The 14,503-nt window shown below is 57.6% G+C and carries 13 protein-coding genes; 6 read left to right on the forward strand and 7 right to left on the reverse strand.

The features are described from left to right. Nucleotides 1-96: 96 nt before the first annotated feature. Nucleotides 97-3,429 carry a mechanosensitive channel MscK gene (gene mscK / locus QC816_RS13235; RefSeq protein ID WP_309782745.1) on the forward strand — a complete coding sequence of 1,111 codons (3,333 nt, stop codon included), beginning with the start codon at nucleotides 97-99 and terminating at the stop codon, nucleotides 3,427-3,429. Here the strand turns inward: mscK and QC816_RS13240 are convergent. Together QC816_RS13240 and QC816_RS13245 are read right to left on the reverse strand one after the other, a co-directional pair. Beyond that, nucleotides 3,426-4,184 (reverse strand): TlyA family RNA methyltransferase, encoded by a 759-nt coding sequence (locus QC816_RS13240; protein ID WP_309782747.1) that lies wholly within the window; start codon nucleotides 4,182-4,184, stop codon nucleotides 3,426-3,428. The genes mscK and QC816_RS13240 overlap by 4 nt on opposite strands. Then, complete coding sequence (locus tag QC816_RS13245) at nucleotides 4,181-6,223, reverse strand: hypothetical protein (protein WP_309782750.1); 2,043 nt, start codon at nucleotides 6,221-6,223, stop codon at nucleotides 4,181-4,183. The genes QC816_RS13240 and QC816_RS13245 overlap by 4 nt, the downstream gene beginning before the upstream one ends. A gap of 374 nt (nucleotides 6,224-6,597) precedes the next feature. Between QC816_RS13245 and QC816_RS13250 the strand changes: the two genes are divergently transcribed. The 3 genes from QC816_RS13250 to QC816_RS13260 are packed head-to-tail and all read left to right on the forward strand — an operon-like array spanning nucleotide 6,598 to nucleotide 8,265. After that, complete coding sequence (locus QC816_RS13250; RefSeq protein WP_085917523.1) at nucleotides 6,598-6,924, forward strand: DUF1820 family protein; 327 nt, start codon at nucleotides 6,598-6,600, stop codon at nucleotides 6,922-6,924. Nucleotides 6,925-6,972: 48 nt separating this feature from the next. Next, nucleotides 6,973-7,608 carry a TIGR04211 family SH3 domain-containing protein gene (locus QC816_RS13255; RefSeq protein ID WP_085917443.1) on the forward strand — a complete coding sequence of 212 codons (636 nt, stop codon included), beginning with the start codon at nucleotides 6,973-6,975 and terminating at the stop codon, nucleotides 7,606-7,608. Between the two features lie 21 nt (nucleotides 7,609-7,629). Beyond that, nucleotides 7,630-8,265 carry a class I SAM-dependent methyltransferase gene (locus QC816_RS13260; protein WP_085917444.1) on the forward strand — a complete coding sequence of 212 codons (636 nt, stop codon included), beginning with the start codon at nucleotides 7,630-7,632 and terminating at the stop codon, nucleotides 8,263-8,265. Nucleotides 8,266-8,300: 35 nt separating this feature from the next. On the opposite strand, the gene QC816_RS13265 is transcribed toward QC816_RS13260, so the two are convergent. Beyond that, nucleotides 8,301-8,894 carry a YajG family lipoprotein gene (locus QC816_RS13265; RefSeq protein WP_085917524.1) on the reverse strand — a complete coding sequence of 198 codons (594 nt, stop codon included), beginning with the start codon at nucleotides 8,892-8,894 and terminating at the stop codon, nucleotides 8,301-8,303. 174 nt (nucleotides 8,895-9,068) lie between these two features. On the opposite strand from QC816_RS13265, the gene QC816_RS13270 reads away from it, so the two are divergent. Beyond that, entirely contained in the window at nucleotides 9,069-9,686 is a 618-nt protein-coding gene (locus QC816_RS13270; RefSeq protein WP_085917445.1) for an alpha-ketoglutarate-dependent dioxygenase AlkB family protein, read from the forward strand. Nucleotides 9,687-9,763: 77 nt separating this feature from the next. On the opposite strand, the gene QC816_RS13275 is transcribed toward QC816_RS13270, so the two are convergent. The 4 genes from QC816_RS13275 to cysP are packed head-to-tail and all read right to left on the reverse strand — an operon-like array spanning nucleotide 9,764 to nucleotide 13,568. Further along, nucleotides 9,764-10,858, reverse strand: coding sequence for a sulfate/molybdate ABC transporter ATP-binding protein (locus tag QC816_RS13275; protein ID WP_309782753.1), 1,095 nt, complete (start codon nucleotides 10,856-10,858; stop codon nucleotides 9,764-9,766). Continuing rightward, entirely contained in the window at nucleotides 10,855-11,682 is an 828-nt protein-coding gene (gene cysW, locus QC816_RS13280) for a sulfate ABC transporter permease subunit CysW (RefSeq protein ID WP_085917447.1), read from the reverse strand. The genes QC816_RS13275 and cysW overlap by 4 nt, the downstream gene beginning before the upstream one ends. Beyond that, complete coding sequence (gene cysT / locus QC816_RS13285) at nucleotides 11,682-12,536, reverse strand: sulfate ABC transporter permease subunit CysT (RefSeq protein WP_085917448.1); 855 nt, start codon at nucleotides 12,534-12,536, stop codon at nucleotides 11,682-11,684. Before cysT ends, cysW begins: the two co-directional genes overlap by 1 nt. A 24-nt stretch (nucleotides 12,537-12,560) precedes the next feature. After that, the gene (gene cysP, locus QC816_RS13290) at nucleotides 12,561-13,568 is read right to left on the reverse strand and encodes a thiosulfate ABC transporter substrate-binding protein CysP (RefSeq protein ID WP_085917449.1); all 1,008 of its coding nucleotides are present in this window, start codon (nucleotides 13,566-13,568) and stop codon (nucleotides 12,561-12,563) included. A gap of 231 nt (nucleotides 13,569-13,799) precedes the next feature. Here cysP and rpe point away from each other — a divergent pair, with 231 nt between their 5' ends. Continuing rightward, nucleotides 13,800-14,495 (forward strand): ribulose-phosphate 3-epimerase, encoded by a 696-nt coding sequence (gene rpe, locus QC816_RS13295; protein WP_309782755.1) that lies wholly within the window; start codon nucleotides 13,800-13,802, stop codon nucleotides 14,493-14,495. The last annotated feature ends 8 nt before the right edge of the window (nucleotides 14,496-14,503 follow it).

Genomic DNA, 14,503 nt, shown 5'->3' on the forward strand with positions numbered 1-14,503 from the left:
GCTGACGACGTAAGTCAACTGTTATGATTGCGCCGCGACTGCCAACCCCCGACAATAGCCAAGCTCAATACTGATGCGTTAGCGAGGCATAGCGCTGTGGAGAAATTCGTCTTCCGTTTGGCAATGAAAGGGTTGTTGGTCCTGATGCTACTATTTTGTAGCGTTGCCTTGAAAGCGGCGACGGTGGACGATGTGCCCGACGAAGCCTCTCTCCAGGAACGGCTTGATCAGCTTGAATCTCAGGAAACATTAAACCCTCAGCAGGCGCTGGATCAACAAGCGTTGATCGCCGCATTGGAGGCTTACGAGCGGCTGGATGCCATCGAACAGCAGCTCGCGGAGCTGGAGGAGCGGGTAAGCCAGGCGCCTGATGCGCTGATTGCCGTCGAGCGTGAGCTCGCTGAGACTGAAGATAGCGATGACATGCCATCGATCGATGAGCTCAGCAACTTACCCTTGGCCGCACTGGAATCCGAGCAGGCAGAGGCGCTGACCCAGCTCCAGCAGCTTCAGAGCCAGCTTGCGGAAGTGAATTCGCAATTTCTGACGGCTCAAACGTTGCCCGAACGCGCCCAGCAATCCATGGCCGTCACGCTTGAGCGCATGGAGTCGCTGCGCCGTGACGCTACTGAACGTGAAACACTGCTGGGGGATCGTCAGCTATCCGCCCTGAATGATGCCCGCATGATTCAACTGCGTCTTGAGCGGGCCGTCGCCGATCGTGAGGTGGCTCTTTATCAGCGCCAGCTGAGCGCCAATGGACGGTTGCGTGATCTTGCCCAGCAGCGTCGGGACCTGTTGATGCTGAAAATTGATCAACAGGAGCAGCGGCTTAATTTGCTGCAAAACGTTATAGATAGGGAGCGACGGCTGGCATCAGAACAGGCGATTGCCGATGCTGCCCAGACAGATCCCCTGATTGCGGCTGGACACCCTGTTGTGGTGCAGGCTCAGCAGCGTAACCAATCGCTTAGTCTGGCGTTATTGCAGGCGGGTGAGCGGGATAACAGCCTGGTGCGCGACAATATCGATGCCCAGCGCCAGCTTGAACATGTGCGCCAACTACAGCGTAGTTTGAACGAGCAGATAGAGGCGATTCGCGGCAGCCAGTTGCTGTCACGGATACTACGCGAGCAGCGCCAGTCGTTGCCTAATGTCCAACCTCGTCGCGATTTGCAGGATGAGATTGCCGACTTGCGTCTCAAACAGTTCGATCTGGTTCGCCAGCGCGACCAGCTACGTCAGGCTGAGCAGTTGGCCAGGCAACGTCTCAAGGATGCCAATGTCGAACCGACCCCCGCGCTGATCAATACGCTGTCAAGGCTCTACCAGTCACGCCGCGAATTGGTCGATGAGCTTGAAGAGGTCTATGGACGGTTGCTAAGCGCTGCCGTCGAGCTACAGCTTAATCAACAGCAGTTGTTGGCCACTACCCAAGCGTTGCGCAGTACCATTGACGAGCAGTTGTTCTGGGTGGCCAATAGCCGACCACTGGACGTTAACTGGCTCCGGCAGTTACCTCAACATCTACGCATCGAGTGGCAGGAAGGCGAGTGGCGCGCTGCTTTGCCGAATCGCTGGCCGTCACCGGATTGGGAAATGTTGAGCGGTGTTCCTTTTTTTGCCGCTGGACTTTTGCTGGCCGTTCTACGCCGCCGGATCAAGAAGCGCCTGGCGACACTACACGGCCAAATTGGACGACTAAAGAGCGACACCCAGCTGCATACGCCCAGAGCCGTTTTTCTGAATGCCTTGCTGGCGATGCCAGGGCCGTTGGCACTGGCGGGAGTGGGGGTGGCACTGGGCGCTACCGAGAGTCTGCTGGCGGCGAACCTGGCTCCTGCCTTATTGCAGTTGGCGTTGAGCTGGGTTGTTGTCGCCTGGGGGAGACGGCTGTTGGTGGCGGATGGCGTGGCCGAGCAACACTTTACCTGGTCGCCTGCTTATAACGCCCAACTGCGGCGTTTACTGGCGGGGCTAGGGGTGGCGCTGGTGCCGGTGATTGCCATTTCGACACTGGCCGACAATCTTCAGACGCCGCTCGCCCAGCGGCCGGTTGCCATGGGACTGTTAACCTTGGGACTGCTGGCGATGAGCGTGTGCTTGGCCAGGTTGATCCTGGCTCACGTGCCCATTTTTGGCGTTCGCCTGTTTCGCCTGCTACTCGGTTTGGCCATGTCGGCAGTGCCTATCGTCTTGCTGGGGCTGGTGGTATGGGGATATGAATACACGGCGCTGAGGCTGGTGGGTCGCTTTGTTGCCACGCTCTACCTACTGGGCTTGTGGGTGGTGGTAGAAGCCACAGTGGTGCGTAGTTTGGCCGTGGCGGCAAGGCGCCTGGCTTATCGGCGTGCACTGGCAAGGCGACGCGCCCAGGTTCAGGAGGGTGCCGAAGGCGGTCTGGAAGTCGTAGAAGAGCCGCCGCTGGACATGGAGCAGATCAATACTCAGTCGCTACGCCTTTCCAAACTGATTTTACTGGTTGCCTTCAGTGGCTTGCTGTATCTGGTCTGGGCAGACCTGCTCTCAGTGCTGAGCTATCTGGACCAGGTATCGCTATGGGAGAACACCGATGGCGAATTGGTCGATAGTGCGCTGTCGATTTCCGACCTGTCGGGTGCCCTGCTGGTGGTGGCACTGACGTTTATTCTGGCACGCAATCTGCCGGGGTTGCTGGAGGTCATGGTGCTTTCCCGCCTGACGTTAAAGCAGGGCAGTGCCTATGCGATCACTTCCTTGCTGTCGTACACCATTGTCGGTACCGGTATCGTGTCGGCCTTGGGCACGCTGGGCGTGTCATGGGACAAATTACAATGGCTGGTAGCGGCCTTGAGTGTGGGCCTGGGGTTTGGGCTGCAGGAGATCTTTGCCAACTTTATCTCCGGTCTGATTATTCTGTTCGAACGCCCCATCCGGATTGGCGATACCATCACCCTGGGTAATCTGCACGGCACGGTGAGCCGTATTCGCATACGTGCGACGACCGTGACCGATTTTGATCGCAAAGAGATCATCATTCCCAATAAAACCTTCGTGACCGATCAATTGATCAACTGGTCGCTCTCCGACAACGTGACCCGCGTGGTGCTGACCTACGGCGTGGTCCATGGCTCAGATCTGGCGACGGTACACCGCTTGTTGCGCCAAGCGGCGGATGAAAATGTCCGTGTGCTTGCCGATCCCGAGCCGCAGGTATTCTGCATGAGCTATGGGCCCCATAGCCTCAACTTTGAACTGCGTATCTTTGTCAACGATCTGCTGGATCGACTGTTTGCCGCCGATGAGATCAATTGCCGGGTGGATGCGCTGTTCCGCGAAGCGGGCGTACGCATTGCCTTTGAGCAAATGGATGTCTGGCTGCACCGGGCGTCGGGGGAGTCGGTGAAAGTGGAAACGCTAAAGCCGTCTCCGGGAACTTCCAATGACTAGTCGGTTTTTTGCGCGTAAAGCAGAAACTCGCGGTTACCGTCGCCGCCGGTAATCGGACTGATTTGCCAATGTTGGACGGTGAACCCCAGTGACTGGCATGCTTTCCTTAAGCGTTCCTCAACGTCATGATAATTCGCGTCATCGCGGACCACGCCGCGTTTGTCCAGTGCTTTCGGTGTCAGCTCGAACTGCGGTTTCACCAGAGAAATTAGCCGTCCGTGGCGCGGCAGCAGGGCGGCTATTTCAGGCAGGATCAAGGTTTGCGAAATAAACGATACGTCCATGACCGCCAAATCGACGGGGTGCTCGGCGAGCGCCTGTTGCAGGGTCTTTTCCCCGCGCATGGCGCGGGCATTGATGCCTTCCAGACAGGTGATCCGTGGATCGTTTCTAAGGCGTGCATCTAACTGGCCATGGCCGACTTCGACACCAATCACGTGGCGCGCGCCGGCTTGCAAGGCACAGTCGCTGAACCCCCCGGTTGACTGGCCGACGTCGAGGACACCCAGTCCGTCGAGTCGGAGCTCAAGTGTGTCAAGCATGGCCTCCAGCTTGAGGCCGGCACGTGATACGAAGCGCTCCTCAGGGTCCGGGGCAACGTACAGGCGGGTATCTTCGGGCCACTTTTCGCTGGGTTTGGTGAGTGCCTGCGTCGTCTCATCAAGCGAGACACGGCCATTGCGGATAAGGCGCTGAGCGCGGGTGCGCGAGCTCGTCAGCCCCTGGCTGACGAGCAGTTGGTCAAGTCGCATCATGTGTCGTTGGGTGGGGTGTGGTAAGGGCCTTCGTTGGCTTGCAGCTCTGTGGCGGGTAGCCGTTCGGCCCCCCAGCTTTGCTGCAGGTAACGTTTAACGGTATCGAGCTCGTCTTCGGTGACTGTCGCCAGTTCACCGCGTTCAAGCGGGTCAAAGTGATAAATATACAGCCGCGAAACAAATTGCGAAAACGGCAGCGAGGCTTCGCCGAAGCGTTCGCCGTGCCCCGCGGTGCTGACTTTTACACCATCCCCCCAATCCTGACCGCTATCGTTATTGGGATTGTAAAAATAAATACGCATCACGTCGTTAGGATCAAGTGAGGCGCGCAGGATGGTGATGGCGTGCCAGCCAATGAAACGGGCGGCGCTGTCGGTGACGGCAATACCGGCAGGCTGCGGATGAATCAGTGGCTGGTTGCCATTGTAGTAAGGGTGGTAGCAGGCGTAGAAGTGACGAATAAAATCATTCAAGTCGACTAATTTGCCGGTAGCCACATCGACATTGATACGAAAGCCGCGGCCTGACCACCAGCCGTGAAATTCCGGATTCACCCAGCGGTGGGGGTCGCCTTCACGGCTAATGCAACGTCGACCCATTTCGGCGTAGATACGGTCCAGATGCGGCACCACAATCAATGAAACGGGGTCAAGGTCTATCGGTAGCTCCGAAGCCACGCCCGATAAACTCGCCATCGAAGAGATGGCCTGGCCTTCGAAGTGCATGATGATCTCGTCATCCCGTGCGGCCCAGGTGACCATCTGCAACAAGTAGTCCGGGTCATTGTAAGCCCACATTGATAACGCGCGGGCCGACTGACAGGTCGGGTTATTGCCCTGACCAACACCTAACGGCAAGCCCAGCATGCACAGCACGCCTTCCAGCAGGCGAGCCCTTGGCGACGCTATCTCGCCATAGGCAATATTCAGGCGTGCCTGAGACCATTCGGAAAGAGGCAGGTTGAGCTGGCGCCACATGGCCGGTGCCACCGGGGGCTGGTAAAGAATCCCTCGCTCGAGCATCAGGGCCAGCCCGTAGACGGCCTGGGCCGTGGCTGGATATACGCTGCCGCGAATCAGTGCATGAACCAGCTCGCGGTAACACAGCAGGCAATCACGGCCGGTTGACGAGAGCCCGAAGGCTTCAGACACCAGATGATCACCCTCTTCGAGCAAGTGACGCAGCAGGACCGCGTGGTAGGGCGATACCAGCCCGGTGTCGTGCATGGCTCGTGCGAACCCGGTTGCTTCAGCCTGTAGAGCCGATTGGTCCATGCCATCCAGCCGCTCGCGGTAGATATCAATGCCTGGGTCTTCGCGACACGCCTGGGTTGGCCCGAAGAGCGAGCTTACCAGCCTGTCGGCCCCCTGGCCGCTGGCCCCCAGGTCGATCTCGGGGTTTGCCTGGCACAGGGAGATTTGGGTAATCATCTGTTTGATGGAATCGACCTGAATGGGGCGCTGCTTGAGAATGCGCCATATTTCGTCAATCAACTGGTCGATGATGTGTTCGTAACCAATCCGTTCCGCCAGATACTGGAAGAGTTGGCGTGGAATAACGGCCAGGCGTCCCTGCTGTTCACGCTCAGCTTCGCTTGGCGCGGTAAACAGCAGCCATAGATTGATGGCGATGACCTGGGTCAGGTAGTGATGCGAAAATTCTTCCGATACCAATGGGTGCGCATAACCACCTTTTGCCACGGCGAGTAAACGAATCTCGCTGAGCGTCTCGATGACCACCACGTTGGGGTCGGTGCTTTTAAGTGCAAACGTGGTCAGGGTTGGCACCAGATACTGGGGGGTTTCCCAGTCGGAACCCAAGAAGACGCCCGCCGCCTCAAATGCTTGCGCACGCTCCTCGAGCGCTTGGGCGCCGCCGTCCAGCATTAAAAGTTCGCGTGCTGTGTCCAAGACGCGGGGTAGTTCCGCTGGTTTTGATAACGCAGGCGCTTGCGACAGCAGGTGCACGGCGTCGTCAAAGTTGGTCAGCAGCCCGTTAAATTTATCGTCTTGCGTCGCTGGCTGTTGATCGGTGGTCACGATGACTCCTTGTCCCGGGTGAGCGGGGATTATACATAGAAGTCGAGATCTTCTTGATGTTTTAGTAGATCGCGAAGCGAATGTGCATTCTCACCCTTAAAGTAGACCAGACCGCAGTGGGTACCAAGCGGGATACTTTGGGTGATGGCACTGAAGCACCAGCCAGGAAGATCGCTATTGCTCCTGTTTGGGCCCTTTGCATGGGTGATTGCTTCTGGATGAAGGACAAAAAAGTCAAACAGACTTGACTACCCTACACACAAGCAGAGGTTTCGGCCATGGAAGGGTTGTCCGAACGGCAAACGCTTGCATACGGGAATATGTTAAGCTTCACCGCTAAATTAACGTTCCAGCGGCAAGAGGAAAAGGCCAAGATGGCGGCCAAGCCAATTTACCGAGTGGTGGTGCACCAGCAGGGTGAAATTTGGGATTTATACGTGCGCGAGATATTCCAAAGCGAACTCTGGGGCTTTATTGAAGTCGAGGAGTTTGTCTTTGAAGATTCCTCGAGGGTAGTAATCGACCCTGCGAGCGAAAAATTGCAGCGCACCTTCGAAGGCGTGAAGCGAAGTTACCTCCCGCTCAACGCGATCGTGCGCATTGATGAAGTGGAGCGTGAGGGACCTTTGAAAGCCGTTAAAAGCGACGCGCAGGTGGCGGAGTTTCCTCGTCCGTTTTCACTCCCACCGCGCGGAGATTAGACACGTTAGCGCTGCCGAAGGGCAGTGACTTAATCAGGACATTACGTCATGCAGATAGCTCAATTTTGTCATCGTTACCGGGCGGTTGCCGCCGGTGTATTAGTCAGTGTGTGGTGTGTCAATGGGGTGGCCCAGCCGGAAAATGAGGCCTGGGTAAGTGATGAGCTTTCAACCTATGTACGCAGTGGCCCCACGGATGGCTACCGCATTGTGGGGACGCTGAATGCCGGCGAGCAGGTTGAGGTGCTTGAAACCAGCGGCGACTACACCCGCGTGCGCGGTGATGGCGGCGATACCGTATGGATTTTGAGCGATGAGCTCCAGGAAACGCCCAGTGCCACCGAGCAGCTGCCAGAACTCGAGTCACGGGTGGCCGCGCTTACCGATGAGTTAGACGGTATCAACGAAGAATGGGAGCAGCGCGTGGCCACCATGCGCGATACCTTGGAAGCACGTCAGCAGCGCATTGATGAACTGGAAACGCGTAACGACCAACTGAGCAGTAATGTCGATGAGTCGAGTGAGCAAGTGCGCGCCCTGCAAGCACGGCTTGATACCCAGGAAGAGGACCTGCTGCTGCGCTACTTCATGTATGGCGGAGGCGTCGCCGGTGCTGGCCTGGTTGTCGGTCTTATCGTGCCTCACCTGCCACGTCGGCGTAAAAAACGCGATCGCTGGTTTTAATGGGCGTATGAGCGACCAAAAATGACGGATCTCTGGCGAGCCCGGTGGCAGGAGGGGCGTATTGGCTTTCATTTGCCCCAACCCCACCCCGCGCTGACACATTACTGGCCATCGCTTGGCGTGCCTGACCGCGCCAAGGTACTGGTTCCCCTCTGCGGTAAAACGCTGGATATGCGTTGGCTTGCTGAAGCGGGGCATCCAGTGCTGGGTGTTGAGCTGGCGCCTGAGGCAATCGAGCAGTTTCTTGCCCAGTCATCGACTCCGGTATCGCGTTATCAACAGGCGGGGTTCAACATCAGCCGCCAAGGCAATATCGAGTTGTGGTGCGGCGATTTTTTTCACTTGCACATTCAGCAGGCAAGCGAAATCGGCGCGTTTTACGACCGCGCCGCGCTAATCGCCCTGCCAGAAGCGACGCGCCAGCGTTATGCGTTTCATCTTGCCCAACTGACGCCGCCGGGGGCCAAAGGGCTGCTGGTGAGTGTGGCACACCAGGGAGAGGGCGGGGGCCCTCCTTACAGCGTCCCGCATGAGGAAGTCGAGGCACTGTTGACGCCCAATTTCCGGTTGTCGCTGTTGGAAGAGACCGAGCCGGATGCGCGCGGGATAACGGAAACCGTTTGGCATTTAGTGCGTCGAGGGCCGCTGGAACCATAAAAACCTCTGACGCACTAACGTAATGGTCAAAGGGGTTAGCGGGCCAGCAGTTGGCCAAGGTCCTGATCACTGAAGGCGCGATTCAGCGCATCGCTTAGTAGGTCGTTAACCATTCGCGTGTTGGTATCCTTGTCGGGCTTGACCGCATACTCCTGAGTGCGCCTGGAGGTGTAGGTGCCCGTGTAGGTGGTGCCGTCATTGCGCGCGATGGCGCGTAACACGCCTTCAATCCGAGCTTCGTCGATCAATGGCTGGTCGCTGTTGCCCTGCACATAGGTAAGGCTTGCCAGTTCCAGCGTCAGGCTGGGACGCCCGTCGGCGGCTTGCCGGGTGGGCGTGAAGCCCATATCGGCGACTGCCCGCTCGGCTTCCTGCTGCAAGCGTGGGATGATTTCATGGCTGTTGACGGTGATTTTCGCGGTCGACATGCCACCGCCTGCACGGTTGCCGATCACCTCGCTGTCACGACCATCCTGCGCCAGGACAGTCACTTCCTGCCCCTGACCGACTGAAGGTACGTTGGCGGTGCGTTCCGGGGAAAGCTGCAGGTAGTGGGGGCTGGCACAGCCCGCAAGCCACACAGTGGCCAGCAAGGAGGCAGATAAAGTGAGCAAATGACGCCGTAGCATGGAGTTCTCCGCTGTTGTTGAAACTGTCATCAGAGCGTCAGTATAACGCTGGTAGTGCGCCAGCGGTATGATCAGACGATGCGGGTTTGCCAAGTTGTTTTTAACCGCTGACTGTGAGCCACTCTCGGCCGTGCAAAGCTGGCTTCGCTCCATGGACACTAACCAGGCGTTGTGATGACGTATACCGATCTATTTGAAAATGACGAAATGAAGTTGATTAACCTGTTGCCGCAGGACGGCGAAGCCTATTACCACGGAAAAATCCTGGATGCTGGCGCGGCGGATCGTTATCTGGAGCAATGTATTGATCAACTGAGCTGGGCGCATGATCGTGCGTTCATGTTTGGCAAAGAGATCGTGACCCAGAGGAAGATGGCCTGGTACGCGGATGAGCCCGTCTCCTATACGTACTCCGGGCATACCAGGACGGCGTTGATGTGGCCTGACGTCTTGCGCGAGATTAAGCAGCGGGTGGAGAGCAGCAGTGGCGATATCTTCAATTCGTGCCTGTGTAATTTTTACAGCTCGGGCGATGAAGGCATGGGGTGGCACAGCGATGGCGAAAAAGAGCTGGTTGAAGAGGGGGCGATCGGGTCGTTGACGCTAGGCAGTGCGAGAAAATTCTCGTTTAAACATAAAGTCACCGGCGAACGGGTGTCGCTGAGCCTTGAGCACGGCAGCTTGTTGATAATGAAAGGCAGTACCCAGAAAAACTGGCTACATAGCCTGCCCAAAACCAAAAAAGTCTCTGATCCGCGGGTCAATTTGACCTTCAGGCAGATGCGTTTCTGAGGCTTGAGTCAGAAAACATAATCCTGTTATTGACGTCGGTTGCCCCGTACGGGGCAGCCGACGGACTGTGTAACTCACTATGCGACTTGAGTTTTCGCCATCGTGTTTTCTGTTGCGTCGGGGAAGCGTCGCCAATGCCTCGGGTGGGCGTAAAGCCGCTGGCCGCGGCGTAATCCCAGCCGGTTGAAATCGGCGTGGCGCACCGTTGCCAGCCAGGGCTTTGCCAGCCAGTCGGCTTCCAGTTCCACCCGGACTTCGGCGCCCACGGGGGAAATCGCGGTGATCGTCACTGGCAGGTGGCTCTCCGGGGCGGGCTGCTCGGCCAGGCGAATCTCATGGGGCCGCAGCAACAATTCTTCGTCGCCATCCGGCAGGTCCACCGCCAGGTGCGCGTCGCCGCAGGTAAGCGTGCCGTTGTGTACCTTGCCTTCCAGGTAATTGACGTCGCCGAGAAACTCAAACACAAAGCGGTTCTGGGGTGCCCGGTAGAGGGTTTCCGGCGTATCGATCTGCTCAATACGCCCGTTGCTCATTACAACGACGCGGTCAGAGAGCTCAAGGGCTTCCTCCTGATCGTGGGTCACAAACACGCTGGTGAAGTTAAACTCTTCGTGTAGATGACGCAGCCAGCGGCGCAACTCCTGGCGTACTTTGGCATCGAGCGCGCCAAACGGCTCGTCAAGCAGTAGAACATCCGGCTCGACGGCGAGCGCACGGGCCAGTGAAACGCGCTGTTGCTGGCCACCGGAGAGCTGCGCCGGGTAGCGGTGGGCAAAGGCTTCGAGTTTGACCATTTCAAGCAGCCGATACACCCGGGCCCGAATGTCCTGGGCAGAGGGCCGCTTCGCACGCGGCATGACAGTCAAGCCAAACGCGACGTTGTCGTAGACGCTCATGTGGCGGAACAAGGCGTAATTTTGAAACACGAAGCCAATCCGCCGGTCACGGACATGCACGTGGGTGACATCGCGCTCGCCGAATAAAATCTTGCCGGGCGTCGGTGTTTGGTCGGCGTTTTCAAGCCCTGCAATGATGCGTAGCAGGGTGGTTTTACCCGAGCCGGAAGGACCTAGCAGACCAACCAGTTCGCCTTCCTGGATATACAGATTGATCGGTTCCAGCGCTTGAGTCGCGCCAAAGTGCTTGGCGATATTGTGTAAGCGAATGCTCATGCAAATGCCTCCCGGCGCGACGAGCGCCATTCCAGCCCGGCCTTGGCGGCGAGCGTCAGTAGGGCAATCAATGCGAGTAGAGCCGCGCAGGCAAAAGCCCCCACGGCGTTATAATCCTGATAAAGCTGCTCAAGGTGCAGGGGCAGGGTGTTGGTCTGGCCACGAATCGCCCCGGATACCACCGAGACGGCTCCAAACTCACCGACCGCGCGGGCGTTGGTGAGAATGATGCCGTAAAGTAGTGCCCAGCGGATGTTGGGCAGGGTAACGCGCCGAAACGTCGTCCATCCCGATGCACCGAGCGTTACGGCCGCCTCTTCTTCACGTGAGCCCTGGGCCTGCATCAAGGGGATCAGTTCCCGGGCAACAAAGGGGCAGGTGACAAAGATGGTCACCATCAGGATCCCCGGCCAGGCGAACATCAGCTGAATATCGTAGCTGTCCAGCCAGCCGCCGATCCAGCCGTTGCGCCCGTAGAGCAGCAGGTAGATAAGCCCGGCGACGACGGGAGATACCGCGAACGGTATATCGATTAACGTTTGTAGCAGTCGACGGCCAGGAAAGCTGAAGCGCGTCACCAACCAGGCAAGTGCCACCCCGAACACCAGGCAGACCGGAATTGTCAGCAGGGCAATACCCAGCGTCAGGCCGATTGCGTGCAGGGTGTAAAAGTCACTGACGTTTGACCAGAACACGCTGACACCCTGCGAGAAGGCCTGAGCGAAAATGGCGACCAGCGGCAGCAGTAGAAATAGCCCCGATAGGCCCACCGCCGCTGCAATCAGCAGGCGGCGGATCAGTGGTGCATCCCCAATTCGACGCATTACCCCTTACCTCCATGCAAGCGACGAATAAAGCGCCCCTGCCAGACATTGATCGCAAGCAACAGGGTCAGCGAAACAAACAGCACCACCGAGGCGATTGCCGAAGCCCCCGCGTAGTCGTACTCCTGCAGCTTGACGAAAATCATCAGCGCGGTGATCTCGGTTTCGTAAGGCATATTGCCAGCGATAAAGATAATGGCGCCGAATTCGCCGAGTGAGCGCACAAACGCAAGCCCCGTGCCAGTGACCAGCGCCGGCCATAAGTGGGGCATGATGACCCGACGAAACGCGACACCGTCAGTGGCGCCCAGTGACATCGCCGCCTCGTCGACTTCAGCGGGCATGTCCTCCAGTACGGGTTGTACCGTGCGGACCACAAACGGGATGCTGGTGAACGCCATGGCCAGAGCAATACCGACCCAGGTGTAGGCAACCTGAAATCCCAGTGACTCCAGCCAGCCGCCCATCCAGCCACTGCTCGCGTAGAGCGTTGCCAGGGTAATGCCAGCCACCGCTGTAGGTAAGGCGAAGGGCAAATCCATCAGCGCGTCGAGCAGCCGCTTGCCGGTGAAGTCATAGCGGACCAGCACCCAGGCCAGCAGCAGGCCAAAGACGGCATTGACCAACGCCGCGAGGGCGGCCGCCCCAATGGTCACCATGTAACTGGCGACGACACGGCCTTCAGTGATGATTGCCCAGTATTCAGCGAAGCTCAGTCCGGCGAGTTGGCCAAACAGCCCGGTAATGGGCAGCAGCAGTACCAGCGAGATAAACAGCACGCTGATACCCATGGAAAGACCAAAACCCGGCAGCACGCGCGCGCTGCCGGAGTGTCGAAGGGCGAAGTGGCTCATGGCTCAGTCCGGCGGATTAGAGAATTAGCGGCGCTGAAGTTGGTCCAGCATGCCGCCACCTTCAAAGTGCGTTTCCATCGCTTCTGGCCAGCTACCGAAAACATCTTCAACTTTCAGCAGGTCGGTTTCGGGGAACTGATCGGCAAATTCCTCGACCACCGCCTCATGGTGCACACGGTAGTTGAAGCCTGCCAGCAGTCGCTGGGTGTCCTCACGGTAGAGATATTCCAGGTAGCTTTGCGCCAGGTCGCTGTTACCGTTTCGCTCAGCATTTTCGCCTACGACGGCCACGGGGAACTCAGCAAGGATGCTGGTAGGCGGCACGATGACTTCGTAATCATCGCTGCCATATTCCTTGCGAATGTTATTCACCTCGGACTCGAAGCTGATCAGCACATCGCCGATCTCACGTTCGATAAAGCTGGTCGTCGCGCCGCGACCGCCGGTGTCGAAGACCTCCACGTTGGCGAGGAAGGTACGCATGAAGTCCTGAATCTGCTCTTCGTCGCCGTCAAATTGCTCGTCGGCAAAGCCCCAGGCGGCCAGGTAGGTATAGCGGCCGTTGCCCGACGTTTTCGGGTTGGGGAAAACGATTTCAACGTCTTCGTTCACCAGGTCGTCCCAGTTTTCGATGTCCTTGGGGTTATCCTTGCGCACCAAAAACGCCGTGGTGGAGTAGTAGGGCGAGGCGTTGTTGTCCAGCGCCTCTTGCCAGTCTTCATCAACCAGGCCCGCCTCAGCGAGGACGTTGACATCGGTCACCTGGTTGAACGTCACGACGTCAGCGCGCAACCCTTGCATGATGGCGCGTGCCTGGGCAGATGAACCGCCGTGGGATTGGCTGACCTCAACGTCTTCACCGTGTTCTTCTGCCCACCAGGCTTCAAACTTGGGGTTGATCTCGGCAAACAACTCCCGGGCAATATCGTAGGAGGAGTTCAGCAGTTCGCGTTCCTGGGCAATGGCAGGGCTTGAAAGCGTGGCGCCGATAGCCAACGCCAAGACGCTACGACGGAAAACGACAAATGACATTCTAAGCTCCTTAATAACTCAGCCAGTGTTGGCAATCTGGTATTGATAATATAGTTAGCAAGCTTAAACCTGTGATTGTGGAATTACAATTCTGTTTTATATTCTTTTTTAGAATATATGTTAAAGACAATGCCTGACAAACCCCGCTGCGCGACGCTTCTGGTAACATGCAACCCCTTGAATGCGGTAATGGCCGTTGTTTACTCACTTTGGTAAAGCAGGATTGTTGATATGACCGCTGCGCGTGATTGCTTAATTGCTCCCTCGATTCTTTCCGCCAACTTCGCCCGCCTGGGAGAGGAAGTGGACAATGTGCTCGCGTCAGGAGCGGATATCGTCCACTTCGATGTCATGGATAACCACTATGTGCCCAATCTCACCATCGGGCCGATGGTCTGCAAGGCATTACGCCAACACGGCGTGACAGCGCCCATTGATGTGCATCTGATGGTCAAGCCAGTGGATCGCATGATCAGCGATTTTATCGAGGCGGGGGCCAGCTATATTACCTTTCACCCGGAAGCCTCCGAGCACATTGACCGCTCGCTGCAGCTGATACGCGACAGCGGCTGCAAAGCCGGGCTGGTATTCAACCCCGCAACGCCGCTTTCCTATCTCGATTACGTCATGGATAAGGTCGACATGGTGCTGCTGATGAGCGTCAACCCCGGTTTTGGCGGGCAGTCGTTCATCCCCGGTACGCTGGATAAACTGCGCGATGCGCGCGCGAGGATTGATGCGTCAGGGCGCGCGATCCGCCTCGAAGTCGACGGTGGCGTCAAGGCCGATAACATAGCCGATATCGCCGCTTCCGGGGCGGATACCTTCGTCGCCGGGTCGGCGATCTTTAATGCCCACCAGCAAAGTGACCCGCACGGCTATGATTCCGTGATTCGGCAGTTGCGCGAAGCGATTGCCAGTGCCTGATTTAAATG

The organism is Vreelandella janggokensis, from assembly GCF_031451615.1.
Classification (GTDB): Bacteria; Pseudomonadota; Gammaproteobacteria; order Pseudomonadales; family Halomonadaceae; genus Vreelandella; species Vreelandella janggokensis.

What these genes read in the sequence shown, in the direction of transcription:
- QC816_RS13260 (WP_085917444.1), top strand. Translation starts at nt 7,630, where the DNA reads ATGACGGATCTCTGGCGAGCCCGGTGGCAGGAGGGGCGTATTGGCTTT.
- QC816_RS13270 (WP_085917445.1), top strand. Translation starts at nt 9,069, where the DNA reads ATGACGTATACCGATCTATTTGAAAATGACGAAATGAAGTTGATTAAC.
- QC816_RS13275 (WP_309782753.1), bottom strand. Translation starts at nt 10,858, where the DNA reads ATGAGCATTCGCTTACACAATATCGCCAAGCACTTTGGCGCGACTCAA.
- cysP (WP_085917449.1), bottom strand. Translation starts at nt 13,568, where the DNA reads ATGTCATTTGTCGTTTTCCGTCGTAGCGTCTTGGCGTTGGCTATCGGC.
- rpe (WP_309782755.1), top strand. Translation starts at nt 13,800, where the DNA reads ATGACCGCTGCGCGTGATTGCTTAATTGCTCCCTCGATTCTTTCCGCC.
- cysT (WP_085917448.1), bottom strand. Translation starts at nt 12,536, where the DNA reads ATGAGCCACTTCGCCCTTCGACACTCCGGCAGCGCGCGCGTGCTGCCG.
- QC816_RS13240 (WP_309782747.1), bottom strand. Translation starts at nt 4,184, where the DNA reads ATGATGCGACTTGACCAACTGCTCGTCAGCCAGGGGCTGACGAGCTCG.
- cysW (WP_085917447.1), bottom strand. Translation starts at nt 11,682, where the DNA reads ATGCGTCGAATTGGGGATGCACCACTGATCCGCCGCCTGCTGATTGCA.
- QC816_RS13265 (WP_085917524.1), bottom strand. Translation starts at nt 8,894, where the DNA reads ATGCTACGGCGTCATTTGCTCACTTTATCTGCCTCCTTGCTGGCCACT.
- QC816_RS13250 (WP_085917523.1), top strand. Translation starts at nt 6,598, where the DNA reads ATGGCGGCCAAGCCAATTTACCGAGTGGTGGTGCACCAGCAGGGTGAA.
- QC816_RS13255 (WP_085917443.1), top strand. Translation starts at nt 6,973, where the DNA reads ATGCAGATAGCTCAATTTTGTCATCGTTACCGGGCGGTTGCCGCCGGT.